18 protein-coding genes are annotated in these 12174 nt (G+C 54.4%); 11 read left to right on the top strand and 7 right to left on the bottom strand.

What is annotated here, in order from left to right:
* Positions 1-45: 45 nt before the first annotated feature.
* The gene (locus tag BHC62_RS21095) at positions 46-381 is read right to left on the bottom strand and encodes a phage holin, lambda family (protein ID WP_029294997.1); all 336 of its coding nucleotides are present in this window, start codon (positions 379-381) and stop codon (positions 46-48) included.
* Between the two features lie 796 nt (positions 382-1177).
* On the opposite strand from BHC62_RS21095, the gene BHC62_RS21085 reads away from it, so the two are divergent.
* A complete protein-coding gene (locus BHC62_RS21085) occupies positions 1178-2947 on the top strand; it encodes a GGDEF and EAL domain-containing protein (RefSeq protein WP_070996027.1) in 1770 nt (589 codons plus the stop codon).
* Positions 2948-3015: 68 nt separating this feature from the next.
* Here the strand turns inward: BHC62_RS21085 and BHC62_RS21080 are convergent, their stop codons facing one another.
* From BHC62_RS21080 to BHC62_RS21055, 6 genes are all read right to left on the bottom strand, one after another.
* Positions 3016-3561 (bottom strand): hypothetical protein, encoded by a 546-nt coding sequence (locus BHC62_RS21080; protein ID WP_070996026.1) that lies wholly within the window; start codon positions 3559-3561, stop codon positions 3016-3018.
* The gene (locus BHC62_RS21075; RefSeq protein ID WP_070996025.1) at positions 3558-4190 is read right to left on the bottom strand and encodes a recombination protein NinG; all 633 of its coding nucleotides are present in this window, start codon (positions 4188-4190) and stop codon (positions 3558-3560) included. The genes BHC62_RS21080 and BHC62_RS21075 overlap by 4 nt, the downstream gene beginning before the upstream one ends.
* Positions 4187-4702, bottom strand: coding sequence for a hypothetical protein (locus BHC62_RS21070; RefSeq protein ID WP_070996024.1), 516 nt, complete (start codon positions 4700-4702; stop codon positions 4187-4189). The genes BHC62_RS21075 and BHC62_RS21070 overlap by 4 nt, the downstream gene beginning before the upstream one ends.
* Positions 4699-5496: a hypothetical protein gene (locus BHC62_RS21065; protein ID WP_070996023.1), complete on the bottom strand. Its 798-nt coding sequence runs from the start codon at positions 5494-5496 to the stop codon at positions 4699-4701. The genes BHC62_RS21070 and BHC62_RS21065 overlap by 4 nt, the downstream gene beginning before the upstream one ends.
* A complete protein-coding gene (locus BHC62_RS21060) occupies positions 5483-6463 on the bottom strand; it encodes a phage replication protein (RefSeq protein WP_070996022.1) in 981 nt (326 codons plus the stop codon). The genes BHC62_RS21065 and BHC62_RS21060 overlap by 14 nt, the downstream gene beginning before the upstream one ends.
* 324 nt (positions 6464-6787) lie before the next feature.
* Positions 6788-6988 (bottom strand): Cro/CI family transcriptional regulator, encoded by a 201-nt coding sequence (locus tag BHC62_RS21055; RefSeq protein WP_070996021.1) that lies wholly within the window; start codon positions 6986-6988, stop codon positions 6788-6790.
* 104 nt (positions 6989-7092) lie between these two features.
* On the opposite strand from BHC62_RS21055, the gene BHC62_RS21050 reads away from it, so the two are divergent.
* The 10 genes from BHC62_RS21050 (at position 7093) to BHC62_RS21010 (ending at position 11689) form a co-directional block, all read left to right on the top strand.
* Positions 7093-7830: a S24 family peptidase gene (locus tag BHC62_RS21050; RefSeq protein WP_070996020.1), complete on the top strand. Its 738-nt coding sequence runs from the start codon at positions 7093-7095 to the stop codon at positions 7828-7830.
* A 55-nt stretch (positions 7831-7885) separates the two neighbouring features.
* Positions 7886-8185, top strand: a complete 300-nt coding sequence (locus BHC62_RS21045) for a hypothetical protein (RefSeq protein WP_070996019.1) — start codon at positions 7886-7888, stop codon at positions 8183-8185.
* 2 nt (positions 8186-8187) lie between these two features.
* Positions 8188-8421, top strand: coding sequence for a hypothetical protein (locus BHC62_RS21040; protein ID WP_070996018.1), 234 nt, complete (start codon positions 8188-8190; stop codon positions 8419-8421).
* Positions 8418-8636 (top strand): hypothetical protein, encoded by a 219-nt coding sequence (locus BHC62_RS29050; protein ID WP_071610056.1) that lies wholly within the window; start codon positions 8418-8420, stop codon positions 8634-8636. Before BHC62_RS21040 ends, BHC62_RS29050 begins: the two co-directional genes overlap by 4 nt.
* A 135-nt stretch (positions 8637-8771) precedes the next feature.
* A complete protein-coding gene (locus BHC62_RS21035; RefSeq protein ID WP_070996017.1) occupies positions 8772-9044 on the top strand; it encodes a hypothetical protein in 273 nt (90 codons plus the stop codon).
* Positions 9037-9420, top strand: coding sequence for a hypothetical protein (locus tag BHC62_RS21030; protein WP_070996016.1), 384 nt, complete (start codon positions 9037-9039; stop codon positions 9418-9420). The genes BHC62_RS21035 and BHC62_RS21030 overlap by 8 nt, the downstream gene beginning before the upstream one ends.
* 108 nt (positions 9421-9528) lie before the next feature.
* On the top strand, positions 9529-9855 hold the full coding sequence (locus BHC62_RS21025; protein WP_070996015.1) for a DUF2388 domain-containing protein: 327 nt from the start codon (positions 9529-9531) through the stop codon (positions 9853-9855).
* 456 nt (positions 9856-10311) lie between these two features.
* Positions 10312-10743 (top strand): hypothetical protein, encoded by a 432-nt coding sequence (locus BHC62_RS27530; RefSeq protein ID WP_071610055.1) that lies wholly within the window; start codon positions 10312-10314, stop codon positions 10741-10743.
* 99 nt (positions 10744-10842) lie between these two features.
* Positions 10843-11076, top strand: a complete 234-nt coding sequence (locus BHC62_RS21015) for a hypothetical protein (RefSeq protein WP_070996014.1) — start codon at positions 10843-10845, stop codon at positions 11074-11076.
* A 361-nt stretch (positions 11077-11437) separates the two neighbouring features.
* The gene (locus BHC62_RS21010; protein WP_070996013.1) at positions 11438-11689 is read left to right on the top strand and encodes a DUF1654 domain-containing protein; all 252 of its coding nucleotides are present in this window, start codon (positions 11438-11440) and stop codon (positions 11687-11689) included.
* Positions 11690-12174: the final 485 nt, after the last annotated feature.

The following is a 12174-nucleotide window of genomic DNA, read 5'->3' as shown; positions in this document are numbered from 1 at the left end:
TGCTATCCGCGCCACGATTTGGTGCATTCGAAAACGTGGCGCGGATTACTGCCCTGCACCGCTCCTGGGAAACTTGAATTCGGCGACCCGATCAGCAAAGTCGGCCAGCTTCTTCACGCCCAGGAACCCGATAAACACTCCGGCAGCCGTCGCAAGGTTCTGCGGCAGTCCGAAGTACTCAAGGACCGGAATCAGGCCAATGGTGATCAAGGTGCAGATCGCCGCCTCGAGCAGAGCCTGGCGCCGGGTACCGCCGCCATAGATGATTCTGATACCAGCCATCAAGGCAGATAGGCCTGCGGCATAAAGCGTCGGCGAATGCTGACTCAGCCATGCAAGCACGATGAGCCAGGTGTCTGGTTTGTCTGGCATGTTGGACATCTCGGTTCCTCCCCGTCAGGGAGTTGGGAATAAAAAAGCCCGCTCAGTGGCGGGCACCCGTACGGGCGATAAGTCTTTTGCAGTTACCGCACATGAATTCTTTCAACATTTGCAAATTCCTTTTGCATTGTCTTTTCGGCGAGCAATAAAAAGCCCCGCACTTGGCGAGGCTTAGAAAAATACGTAGCGATTATGTCGATCGAGCGAACGAGTTCCACTCTTCAATGGCGTCATCGGCCGCCGACTTATGCTTACGAATTGCGTCCTGCTGCTCCTCTACGAAGTCAGTTATGCACGTTTCGTATTCCTCAACATCAGCCTGAAATTGGTCACGCTCGTACTGGTCTTGAAACTCGTACGGCACGTCCGGCTGGTTGCAGTCATGCGAGGGCTCGGTTAGGTCGGCGAACGCCAATGGCGAGAGCAACATTCCGAGAAGTAAGAGAGTTCGCATCGTCCTGTGCCTCTCATGAAAAAGCCCGACTTCATGCCGGGCTTTACTGTGCAACCTCAACGCGCAAGATCGACAGGATGGGTAAATACTCTCTCACTTTCTCATTCGGTGCAACCACGCTTTGCAAAAAGATATGTTTTTTCGTCAACCTAACGAATTAGGCCTTCAAAACCCTGAGGTGGAATTTGGGCTACGTAGCGCAAAATACCGGGTGCATCACTTCGCACAGCACCAGTGGGCTCGAAACACTTAATGCTATAGCTTCCATAGATAAATGCAGTCGTAGCAGGCTAGGGCATCTGATACCTTTCGAGTATTTAGACGTTCCACGCGAGGGAGACCATGGACGCTAACGACTCAATCCCAGATTACGAAACGATGCGCCTGAAGCGCGTGACAGAATTTTGCTCGCGCGACGATCAACAAGATGAAGTATTCGAAAAAATGATCGCGATGACTTCGGAGTACTTCAATGCACCGATCGCGCTGATTTCAATCGTGGATGAGCATGAGCAATGGTTCAAGGCGCGGATTGGTATTGAAGATAATTCAACTCCGCGAGATGTTTCTTTCTGCGCTCATTCGCTGCATGACAAAGAACCATTGGAAATCTTAGACGCACGCAAGGATGAGCGCTTCAAAGATAACCCTATGGTGACCGGACCACCATATATCAACTATTACGCTAGCGCCCCGCTCCTTACAAAGGATGGTTTTTCATTAGGTAGCCTTTGTATAATCGATACTAAACCTAGAGATCCAATGAGTGAGCGAGATGCAGTAATGCTCGTTTACTTCTCGCAACTCGTGATAATGCGAATCATGGGGCTACGTTCCCGCAACTACATTGATCAACCTACAGGTCTATTCAATCGACTTCGGTTGGAGGAAGACATCCGACAAGTGAGTTCTAGCGGCAAACGACACAAACTTTACGCAGTAGATGTAATTTCTCCAAAGTTTCTAAACGATGTCGTGAAGGCCCTAGGATATAGCTTCTCGCAAGATTTAATGCTTAACGTAAAGGCTCGACTTCAATCAGTGCTGCCCAAAAATTGCACCTTATATAAAATTAGCCCCACACGATTTGGTTTCCTCCTGAGTGCAGACGAGCCCATCGAAGCTATTTGTTTGAAAATCCTATCAGATTTTAACGACCCAGTTGACTGTCAAGGAATTCCAATACTAATGCAGACAGGCATCGGAGTGTTGCCTATCATCGACTCAGAAGAGAAAGACTGGCTTCGTTTAGTAGTTGGCGCTGCCGATGACGCTAGAGTCCGCAATATCGGCTGGACAATGTATCAGCCCAAACTAGATGCTGCGCAGAAACGGGTATTCGCAGTGCTAAGCTCACTGTTAGATGCCGTCCGATCGACAGACCAACTAAATTTAGTGTTTCACCCAAAAATAAAACTACCAAGCTTTGAATGTGAAAGCGTCGAGGCATTAATACGCTGGAACCACCCCACTCTTGGCCCCATAAGTCCGGCCGAGTTCATACCCCTGGCCGAAAAAACAGCATTGATGCATAGTTTAACTATATGGGTACTTGAAGCCGTTACAGCTCAAGCTAACCAATGGAAGAACCAAGGAATAAAACTGCGCATCGCTATGAATGTGACTGTTAGCGATCTTGAAAACTCAAAATTTGTCGACGCAATTGTTGCCCTCATAGAAAAAGGCGAACTCGATCCAAAAGCTTTAGAGCTCGAATTTACCGAGAGCATGCTTATGACTGACCCCAATACAGTTATAGCCCAGCTAGAGCGAGCTCAAGGATTGGGAATTGAGGTTTCAGTAGATGACTTCGGTACCGGATATAGTAACTGGTCGTACCTGAGACAACTCCCAGTTAACACGGTTAAAATCGACCAATCACTGATCAGCAACCTCCACGCAAATGAAAAAGACAAACGCCTAGTTAGAACTTTAATTGAACTTGCCAAAGGATTGGGATATCGGGTGGTAGCAGAGGGCGTTGAAACGGAAAAGACCCTTTCTCTGATTAGCCGATGGGGCTGCACAGAAGCCCAGGGTTACTTGATCACTAAACCACTGAGCGCAGCGCTACTGACTCAGTGGTTGGAAAAGGGAGGGTTTCACCCTTAATTTTGGCACGGCAAGAGAACCGAATATTGGCAACGGCGAGACACGGGCTTGCGATTTCTAAACCTGCTCTACGCAGCAACGGTGTCAATTAAACCTTCTGCGTCGAGCAGCTCCTGGACGGCAGTCAACGCCTCGTTGACCTGGTCGTCCAGTGCCCTACGAATACATGAGCGCCACCGGTACCGTGTCGACTCCGGCTTACCGTCGTTGCCCCAATTGGTGATGTCATACCAGGCTGCAGGTAGGACGGCCGCGGAACGCTTACCCTCGGCCCCGACAACCTGAGGAATGGCCCAAGTCAACACAGCACATTCACGAAAACGTTTCGGCGCGGGCGTCTTCACCGAATTCAACAGTTCCAGTATGGCGCCGTGCTTGCGCTCTTCGTGGGTAGAGTACTTTGCCACCAGGGCGCGCCAATGCGCAGGGGTCAAAGCTTTGTGCAGCCGCCCAAACACCCAGCAATCCTGAAGAAACGCAGCCTCCTTGCCAACGATCTCCCCCTTCTGCTTCGCACACTGCACCTTGGGCTCAAAGTCGCAGCCGCCGGCGGAAGTGATGGTCTCGGCCGCGAGAGCTCGAACTACTGCTGAAACAACGTTGCGATAGGTCATGCGGCCTTCTCCTTTAGCTTTCTGGTCTTCGCTCGATATTCGGCCTTGATGGCCTTGATCTCATCCACGGTGTACTTGCAGGCCGGGTGCAGCCCCTCCAGCCAGGCGACCTTCTCGGCGCCGATGCGCTGCACCAGGCGGATGCGGTACTCCACAGCGTTGCCGGATAGGTTGCGATTGCACTTCACACACTGGCGGTGGATGTTCAGCGGCTCGAAGCGCAGCTCTGGGCAGGCACCCACGGATCGGTAATGCCCAGCGTCCCACCGGCTGCCGGTCATGAGGTCGTTGTCGTTCGGAGTGGAGTCACAGCTAATGCAGGGCAGGTGCGCGTCACGCAGGCGCACGTACTCATTCACCGCAGCCTGAGCTTCGCGCAGGTGGTCCGCCCTGCTCTTCAGCTTCTCCTTGCGCACCTTGATGTCCCGGCGACCAACATCAGCTAGGGCCTTCTTGGCGCTCGCCTGCCCCTTCTCCGACCTGCCGTAAGCGATAGCGCACTCGATCTCGCCGCACACCGCCTGCGAGCCGCGGGCAGGCGTGAACATCACTCGGCACTCTGGGCAGCGTTTGCGGCGTGGCCCACCGGACGTGAGCGGGGTTTTGCGTTGTAATGGGGTGCGCTTCATGCGGCCTCCTTGAATGCTTCGAACTCTGCCATTTCGGTCAGGCGCTCTTCCGTGAGCGTCGGCCAGTCATGCAGCACCAGGTACGCGCAGCACTGGCGCCAAAAATCTTGGAATGTCTCCTCCCCCATCGAATCGTAGGAAAGGCTGCGGGGTGTCTTACGGGTGAGTTGGCCCAGGCCAGGGATGTCGAACTGCTCCTCGTCGCAGTACACGCCCGACTCCAGTTGCAGGGCCTTAATTGCGTCGTGGGACTGCTTGCCAGAGAACCGATCGATGTTCTGGCTCAGTACCCGACCCAGGCCGTGGACCAAACCGTTGAACCTTGGATTGCGTGGCTGCTTGAGTTCGGCGCGGATCTTGGTATTGATCCGGAAATCACGCTCACGAAGGATCGATCGGTCAGCGTCGGAGGACGGCACGAACGCGGCCACCTCCCTGCCGGTGGCAGGATCAATCAGGCGGCGCAGCACCAGATACACGGGCATTGGGCGAGGCTTAGCTGGCTTGGTCATTGCGCCGCCCTCTTCTCTTCCAGTTCCTGGACCTGTTTGATCAGCAGCGCCCGGCGATCCGCCAACTCGTTGGCCGCTGCAATCCGTATCTCATCCTTTCGCTCTGCGCTGGCCTTGCGCATTTCAAGCATCGAGCTCTTAACGATCTCAAGCTTTGCGCGAATAGCGGGTTCCGGCCGGGTGACGGTACCGGTGAGCAAGCCAGCGATCGCGCGACCGTCTTCGGTGACCGGCTCGACGCTCAGGTCTGCCAGGTACTTTTGGCCGTGCTCGCGGGGAATACGCTTCAGCTCCATGGCCTTGGTTACGGCCTGGATTCGACGGTTGGCGTCGAAACCCACGGACACATGCCAGTTGACCGGCTTCGCATCCTCACGGGCCTGACTCACGAACCGCTGGTAGGCGTCGATGAACGCCATGCGAGCACCGATCTTGTCGCCACCATCCAAGATGGGTTTCGCGGCAGCCAGGGCCAGTTGGATCTCATCGGTCAGCACCACAGTTTCGAATTCATCGTTGGTGGTCATGGCGATTGCCCAGGCCTCGTCCTTGCCCGGGCGCCCGTCAGAGGACTGGACGCGTTGCAGGATGTCAGCCATAGCCAGCTTGCCCTTAACCTCGAAACGGCAGGCCTTCAAGGCGGCTTTGACGACGGGTACCGGGTACGCGCAGAGGTCTTCGGCCATCATCGCGGCAGTGCCTGGGTTCATTTCCTGGCCCATGGCCTCGGCTGTGGCGCAGATGGCGGCGGCCAGCCCGGCAACCTGCTGGTCATTCATTTCAGAGGTATTCATTGCGGTCACCTGCTTGGCGTTTGGCCAGAACCATCTGAGCGGCCTGCTCCGCTGCGGACAGGTTGGCCTCGGTTCGTTCCATCTGGCGGGCGGTAGTGCCGTTGACGCGCTGCCCGGTCACCCACTGGGTGTGGTAGCTCTCGGCGTTGGCCAGCAGCTCGTTGAGGCTGTGGCACTTGCGCAAAACGGCGGCATCGTTGGTTTTCAGGTAATGCGCGGCGACGTGGTGAGCGACATCGGCGCCGAGTCGGTCGACCAATTGGCCGAGCTGACCACCAACCTTGGCGTTCCAAACAGGCCATGCGCCGAGGTAGCGTTTGCGGTAGGCCATTGCGTAGTTCGCCCAGACCTTGAACGTTTTGCAGGTCTGGTCTTTGGGGCCCGGCATGTCGGCAGGGATCTCAACCCGTGGGGCGTCGATACGATCAACCACGAGAACCAAGCCGCGGGATTGAGCCGGCTTGCCGGTGGCGTCCTGCAAGGACTGACTGGTGTCCTGATCTGTATCCTGATGATTGGTATCCTGATTTGTCGGAGATTTTTCCGACCCTTGCCCGGATTTTTTTCCGACCTTGCTCGGAGATTTATCCGAGGTAGATCGGATATTTTTCCGACCCTTGTTATTTGGCGGGGTCGGATATTTTTCCGACCCGTCGAGCTTCTGGTTCCACTCGATGGCCTTCTCTGTCAGCCTGAAAAGCGTGATGTTCGAAGTACTGGAAAGCTCAATCAAACCGGCTTCTTCCAGGGCCTTCAGCATGCGGTAAGCGGTGTCGGGCTTATCAGTGAGTAGCGGCAGCTCCTCAGTGATCTTGGCCTTGCTCAGCGCGAAGAAGATCCCGTCATCGGTCTTGATTGGCTTGGTCCAGCTCGGACAGCCGTAGACGAAAGCGAACAGTAGGGCCTGCTGAGCATTCAGCCCCCACTCCAGCGCCTTCACCTGGTTAATCGTGACGGTGTATTGCATGTCAGGCCGCCAAGGGGTCTGAATGTGAGCTAATACGCGCCACGTTTTCAGATTGCGGAAAACGTGGCGCGAGATCTGTAGCGCTATTGATATTTGGTTGGATTTGCATATAATCGGCCTCACAAAGTGTTATCGAATTAGCCGACCTCGACCGTCGGCTTTTTTGTGCGTGTAATTCAGCGCCGAAGCACCAACCTCCCCACCCTGCTCCCCGCTTCGCCTCTCTTAAAACCCACTGGATAAAACTCCAGCGACTTCAGGTTTCTTACTTCGCAGGCCGTCTGAGCCGATACTGGCAACATGGATTGGCGAATACGGATCTCACTAGCTCGCGAGTCGCTGAACCTGGCCTGGAAATGGCTTGATCTCTTCAGCCTTGTATTTCCCATTCCCTTGCTCGATCACATAAACCTCGCGACCAGCTCGCAGTGCTTTGCTGATTCCGCCTTGGGTCATGCCGAGCTCTTCGGCAGCCTTGATCTGCCCGACCCTTGTCACAAACTCTTTAAGTGGTGTGCGCTGCATACGTTTTCTCCTGCGCGATGCACACGCAAGTATTACTTGCGGTCTTTATTAAGTCAATATCGGCGGTCTTAGAATGTTAATACCTGAAGTCATACAGTTGCTCGATGAAAACAACTGACAAAAAGCCAGGCAAAAAGCGCCCCCTCACAGAAGTAGAGGCGGCGGAGTGCGCGGCGCTGAACGCTATTTACAAGGCAAAGAAGAAGGCCCTTGGCATCAGCCAAGAAAAAATCGCAATGGAAGGATTGAAGGCAAACAGCCAAAGCGCTGCGAGCCACTACCTAACCGGCAGAAACGCATTAAATATCGAGGCAGCAGCAGTCTTCGCCCGCTATTTACAAGTTCCAGTTTCTGATTTCAGTGAGCGCCTGGCGGCGGAAATAAAGGGGATCAGCAGTTCGTCTGACTCCAATGTCCGCGATGCACAACAGCCGACAAAATCATTCCGCTACCCAGTAATCAGCTGGGTTGCCGCCGGCGCCTGGGCGGAGGCCGTTGAGCCCTACCCGGCCGGCTTTTCTGATAGCTATGAGTTCTCGGAGTACGACTCAAAGGGGATGGCGTTCTGGTTGAAGGTGAAAGGCGACTCAATGACGGCGCCCGCCGGCCAGAGCATCACCGAGGGCACGCTGATCCTGGTGGACACAGAGGCTGAGGTTGCACCAGGTAAGCTGGTGGTGGCCAAGCTGCCGGATAGCAATGAGGCGACGTTCAAGAAGCTGGTCAGCGATGGCGGCCGGCTGTTCCTGAAGCCACTGAACCCGAGCTACCCAATTGAGGCGGTAGACGAGAATTGCCGGATCGTGGGCGTGGTTGTGCAGGCGCTGCAGAAGTTTTACTGATCAACGAAGTGTCTTGACTATGCCTCTTGGTATAGCGAGCTGACAGGAGGTCAGCATGGAACAGTTCACGAATACTGTAACAAAGCGCATAGGTATTGTTCTTTTGCTCGTTGGCCTGATTACCCTGTCAGTTGGTCTTTACGATATGGGTGGGCGCTATTTGAGCTCATCGCGTTTTTTCGATCGCTGGTTAGATGTGATCGCTTGGAATAAATATCGCATCAGGGAGTACCCTGCGGTCTTTTACGGTAGCTACCTTGTGATCATTGGACTCTTCTTGTCCGCCCTGTATGACAAGGTCACCGGACGACTAGTAAATTGGATTTTGACTGGCCGAGCTGAACGAGATAATTGATCATGCCTCTCAATAGGCCCAACCAGCATCTGCGCCGCGACCTCAAAGCTATCGCTTCAAACCTTGAGCAGTCCTGCGTAAGCCTGGGTAAGCTGGCGGAAAAGCTCAGCGACGCCGATGCCATAGCACTAATAGGCTTGGTCGGCACGCTCCATGAGGAAGCTGACAGGCTTGTGGGCTACGCAGATGAGGTGAAGGCCGGCCGGATAAGCCGGGCTTCGAAACAGACAAAATGACTGCATGGCGAGAGCAGAGCTTCTGGAGCAAGTTTTGGGTCTGGGCTTGGTTGGCGTTGCTCATGGTGCTTCCTTTTATTTCCGACGCGGGTCCTAGTTGTTGGGGTTCATCAGGTCGAAAGCGAGTCTTCAGCCCTGGCTTCGTTGTGCTCTGCACCATCGTGGCGGTGGTTGAGCTGATAGCGCTGAACCACTTCTATGGCGCGGGCGGATGAGGTGAAGGCGGGACAGATAAATCGCAGCAAGCCCGAGTAAGCGCATGGTTTGGCGCGGAGGGATGCATTGATGCGTAAATTCTCGAACTTTGGATAGCGGCGCCAAGAGGCATTCCTGACTCAAACGGAGTAACGATGAAACAGCTACCACCCGAAATCGCCAGTAAGAATGTCACCCATGGCGAACTGTTCGAGCTTTTCAGCCCATTGGAGGATGCAATCGTTAAGCTAACGAGCGCCGCGTTAGACCTTGCGGTTGTCCATAGGAACCACTCTGATGACGAGCAAATACAAGCCCTGGGCGAGTCCGCGTTTGAGGAGCTTAAGGGTGTCATTGAGTTGCTGAAAACGTACGGGGATACCAAAGGTCGTATACTCTTGAATGCTGGAGCGCAAAAAAATGAGTGACAATATTCACTACCTTGAAGAGCGCTTCAAAAATGCCGAAAAATTTCTTCCCCATCCAGACAGGCATGGCGGGAGCGGCGGCGGAGGCGGCGGTACTGGTGGCGGTGATTTTATGGAAAAGAGAATTGAGTCTATTGAGAAGTCACTCCCTGAAATAAAGGAGCGGTTGGCGCGCGTCGAGACAAAAATTGATTCGATTGAAAAGCATATGGTTACCAAGGCCGACCTTCTGGAAGAGACTGGCGGGCTGAACCAAGCCATAGCCAATTTCAGAACAGACATTCAATCGCTTGAAACCAGGCTTCTTAAGTGGTTTGTAGGCACTGCGGCCGCGCTTTCTGCGGTCGCCTTTGGAGTGGCGCGGCTGATCCACTGATCATTAAGACGCCATAGTAGGCCCGGCCCAGCGCCGGGCTTCTTGTATCTGGCGATCGCCCAGTTCTGCTACGGTGTCGCCCTCTGATAGCAATGGAAGCATCGAAGAATGAATTCATGGAAGGCTCTGGGGATTGCCCTGCTAGCATCGGTCAGCACGCAGGCCGTGTCAGGTGATGGCGCCAACCCTATCGCCGCTGCGATATTTCTCACAATCTCCGCGCCAACCATTTTAATTGGGGCGACGACATCTCTCACGACCGAGCCGCCTAAAATTTTCAAGTCAGCCAAGACTGACGCCCTGGCGTTCATAGGTTCGGACGGCGAAATTCGCGGCGCCCAGTTTGAGCAAGCCTCCAGGTACTACCGCTCGACCAGCCCGCCGCCGCTGATGTCAGACACCCAACTCGCCCGGGCGATCGCAACTTCGTTCTGATACCGACCGCGTCACCAAACCTTTCGTTTCTGCGACATCCTTTTCACCTGGCATTTACAGGGCCTGGGCAAAACTCCCCCTACTCCTTTGAAGAATTCCCTTTAGGTCCGCACACAAGCGGGCCTTTTTTTGCCCGCTGCTACGCTTTCCACGTCATCGAGTGGAGCGAACGCCATGCACTCCCACGAATACTGACTAGCCTGAGTAAACAGATAATCAGGCCCAGCGCCGGGCTTCTTGTTTCTGCCTTTTCACGCTCGGCTCCTCTGGTCATCTCAATTCCTAGTGAAACCGCTTAAGCCCGCCTTCAGCAGCCTGATCCATTACGGCATACCTTGTTACAACCATTCGCCCGTAGGCAGCCCCCGTAGAGAACTTCAAACTTTCACCCTAGTCCTAATGCTAGGCGTGCTTTAAACCGTGAGCGCCTGCTGACAACCCATAGAGGTTCACAAAATGAAAATGACACTACCCGCCCTAGCTTTGGGTGTCCTCATTTCGCAAGGAGCGATCGCAGCCGGAGATGGCACAGCCGCTCTTGGAGGCGGCGTTGGTGGTGCGCTAGGCAACATCGTAGGCCAACAGCTCGGAGGCTCGACAGGCGCAGCGGTAGGCGCAGGCGTAGGTGGTGCTGCCGGTAGTGCTGTTGGTGCTCAAAAAGGCAATAGAGCTGAAGCTGCATTAGGTGGCGGTATCGGCTCGGCTGGTGGCTCACTCATTGGTAATCGCCTGGGCGGCACAACTGGCTCGACTATCGGTGCAGGGCTCGGCGGCGCTGCGGGTGGTGCTCTAGGAAACAACCTGGCGGACGATGAGAGCAATCATCGATCGGATGGTAAGAAGCACAAAGGCAACAACAAGCATAAACACAAGAACAAACATCGTTAGTTTCTGACGCATTACATCGAAGCCCGGCCCAGCGCCGGGCTTCTTGTTTCTGTCCTTACCAGTTAGGATCGGTGATCGCATCCGTATGGAGGGGGCTGCATGAAACCCATCGCAACCAAGCTCGTCAAAATCACCGCACTCATGAGTGTGTGCGTCAGCGTGAGCTATGTGGCCCATGTCGTGAGCCGAGAAGTGGCTTACGTCCATGCGAAGGTGAACAGATCGACTAGCACTGACACGCCACGGCAAGAGCTTCGATGGCCGGAAGCCGTTGCTCTGCCAGAGTTGCGTGTCCCTCCATTGAAAGCTGACCAACTGGGCGCTGATGATTAATTAATCTCGCAGAGTTTGACGTCCGACATTTCACAAACCTTTCACAGCTGAACGCATATGGTTACCCCAGCTCCTAAAGAAAATCCCTTTAAGCCCGCTAATCCCCATCGCGGGCTTTTCTTTGCCTGCGATTTGGATCTAGATTGCGCTCGCCGATCGGGCTAGATCGCCTTCCACCTTTTTGCTTTGAGAAAGCTCAGGCAATTCCTCGCGTGCAGCAATACATGCCCAGCTTTTCCTAGCTCCGGATTTCCTTAGCAAATGGCTTATGCATTTATGCATAAAATCTGTTGCCGTCCTATTGCCAATGCATGCCAGCAGGAATACTGTTTATTTATACAGTTTTCGCAAGGAGCGAAGCATGAGCCAGGCACCCTACCCCGCATCGAAACCACGAAATTCCTACGAGCTTGTTGGCCGCCGCCTGCAAGGCTTGATCGCCTCTCCCCGGGTACAGCGGATTCAATTGGTCGAGGTATCCAGGCGCGACGATGAAAGCCCTGAAGCCTGGCGCCAGGTCATCCAGGATATCGGCGACACAGCCGGTATCAGGATCGATCATTTGGATGACGGTGCCGTCAGAATCGGCTGGCGTGAGTACTGCGATTCATAAATTAGCCCGCCAGTGAGCGGGATTTTTATTACCTGTGAATATTTTTATTACCCGCGGTCTTGACTGATAATATTATCGCTAGTAATGTTTATCTCAAGCCAGCAACGAACATTGCCGGCCAGCAGCGAGAGCTGCGCCGCTCTTTAACAGTCAGCGCAATACAGAAATACCAACAGACCGCATTGCCTCTACCGGCGACCGGCGATCAGACGGGTCAGATAGCCCGCCCACGACAGGAGAACCCTGTACGGCTGATCGAGAGCGAAACGCTCGAACCGTGCGAATGACCTGGCAAGCAATGCGCCCCGCGAATCCCAGCGGAAGAAGGGAGATTCAACTGAACAGAATTAGCGGTCCCGATAGCCTCGGCTGGGAACGCCGGACCTCATGCACCCTGCCCCACTCAACCAGGGCATTCAGAGCTGTAGCGTACATGTTGTAAGGACCTGTGATCCACGGCGAACAGATGCTGTTTGACGCCGTGA

The sequence above is a fragment of the Pseudomonas sp. 06C 126 genome, assembly GCF_001855215.1.
Lineage (GTDB): Bacteria > Pseudomonadota > Gammaproteobacteria > Pseudomonadales > Pseudomonadaceae > Aquipseudomonas > Aquipseudomonas proteolytica.
Note: the sequence above shows the minus strand (reverse complement) of the source record. Positions and strands in the feature narration are given on the sequence as shown.

Excerpts from the sequence above, each read along its gene's own strand:
- BHC62_RS21095 (WP_029294997.1), bottom strand. The coding sequence starts at position 381 with ATGTCCAACATGCCAGACAAACCAGACACCTGGCTCATCGTGCTTGCA.
- BHC62_RS21085 (WP_070996027.1), top strand. The coding sequence starts at position 1,178 with ATGGACGCTAACGACTCAATCCCAGATTACGAAACGATGCGCCTGAAG.
- BHC62_RS21080 (WP_070996026.1), bottom strand. The coding sequence starts at position 3,561 with ATGACCTATCGCAACGTTGTTTCAGCAGTAGTTCGAGCTCTCGCGGCC.
- BHC62_RS21075 (WP_070996025.1), bottom strand. The coding sequence starts at position 4,190 with ATGAAGCGCACCCCATTACAACGCAAAACCCCGCTCACGTCCGGTGGG.
- BHC62_RS21070 (WP_070996024.1), bottom strand. The coding sequence starts at position 4,702 with ATGACCAAGCCAGCTAAGCCTCGCCCAATGCCCGTGTATCTGGTGCTG.
- BHC62_RS21065 (WP_070996023.1), bottom strand. The coding sequence starts at position 5,496 with ATGAATACCTCTGAAATGAATGACCAGCAGGTTGCCGGGCTGGCCGCC.
- BHC62_RS21060 (WP_070996022.1), bottom strand. The coding sequence starts at position 6,463 with ATGCAATACACCGTCACGATTAACCAGGTGAAGGCGCTGGAGTGGGGG.
- BHC62_RS21055 (WP_070996021.1), bottom strand. The coding sequence starts at position 6,988 with ATGCAGCGCACACCACTTAAAGAGTTTGTGACAAGGGTCGGGCAGATC.
- BHC62_RS21050 (WP_070996020.1), top strand. The coding sequence starts at position 7,093 with ATGAAAACAACTGACAAAAAGCCAGGCAAAAAGCGCCCCCTCACAGAA.
- BHC62_RS21045 (WP_070996019.1), top strand. The coding sequence starts at position 7,886 with ATGGAACAGTTCACGAATACTGTAACAAAGCGCATAGGTATTGTTCTT.
- BHC62_RS21040 (WP_070996018.1), top strand. The coding sequence starts at position 8,188 with ATGCCTCTCAATAGGCCCAACCAGCATCTGCGCCGCGACCTCAAAGCT.
- BHC62_RS29050 (WP_071610056.1), top strand. The coding sequence starts at position 8,418 with ATGACTGCATGGCGAGAGCAGAGCTTCTGGAGCAAGTTTTGGGTCTGG.
- BHC62_RS21035 (WP_070996017.1), top strand. The coding sequence starts at position 8,772 with ATGAAACAGCTACCACCCGAAATCGCCAGTAAGAATGTCACCCATGGC.
- BHC62_RS21030 (WP_070996016.1), top strand. The coding sequence starts at position 9,037 with ATGAGTGACAATATTCACTACCTTGAAGAGCGCTTCAAAAATGCCGAA.
- BHC62_RS21025 (WP_070996015.1), top strand. The coding sequence starts at position 9,529 with ATGAATTCATGGAAGGCTCTGGGGATTGCCCTGCTAGCATCGGTCAGC.
- BHC62_RS27530 (WP_071610055.1), top strand. The coding sequence starts at position 10,312 with ATGAAAATGACACTACCCGCCCTAGCTTTGGGTGTCCTCATTTCGCAA.
- BHC62_RS21015 (WP_070996014.1), top strand. The coding sequence starts at position 10,843 with ATGAAACCCATCGCAACCAAGCTCGTCAAAATCACCGCACTCATGAGT.
- BHC62_RS21010 (WP_070996013.1), top strand. The coding sequence starts at position 11,438 with ATGAGCCAGGCACCCTACCCCGCATCGAAACCACGAAATTCCTACGAG.